The following is a 636-nucleotide window of genomic DNA, read 5'->3' on the forward strand; positions in this document are numbered from 1 at the left end:
GATATGATAACGTCACCTTACCTTCTTTTGACAAATGTGAAAGCGTATGTTTACGCCAGTTTTTATCATCACGCTCTGGATAATCTTCACGGGCGTGAGCGCCACGGCTTTCTAAACGTGCTGCCGCAGAATGAACCGTCATGATAGCATTTGCCATGAGATTTTGAAGCTCTAATGTTTCAACCAAATCAGAATTGCATATCATGGAACGATCTGTGACTTTAAGGTCAGACAATTCCTCCCAGATTTTATTCATCCGTTGGCATCCCTGTTGCAAAGAATCTTCTGTACGGAAGACTGCTGCATCTTCTTGCATGGTGCGTTGCATTTTTTCACGCAATAGAGCTGTTGGTATGGCTCCTTGTGCAAAACGCAAACGATCAAAACGCGCCATAATTTCGTCAACCGCTTCTTCATTCAAAGGTGGAACTTCAGCGTTTCGATCAATCACTTCACCCGCACGAATAGCAGCAGCACGCCCAAACACCACAAGATCAATCAATGAATTTGATCCCAAGCGGTTAGCACCATGAACAGAAGCGCATCCCGCTTCACCCACTGCCATTAGCCCTGGTTGAATACGATCAGGCGAATCAGCTGTTGGATTGAGAACTTCTCCGTAGTAGTTGGTAGGAA

The 636-nt window shown here is 45.3% G+C and carries 1 protein-coding gene; it reads right to left on the reverse strand.

Features of this window, described 5'->3' with window-relative positions; translation table 11 throughout:
• Positions 1-636 (reverse strand): FAD-binding protein (locus tag ACFINC_RS11175; protein WP_375617245.1); only part of this gene is annotated, 636 nt, incomplete at both ends.

The organism is Bartonella sp. AP58NXGY (assembly GCF_042195785.1).
Lineage (GTDB): Bacteria > Pseudomonadota > Alphaproteobacteria > Rhizobiales > Rhizobiaceae > Bartonella.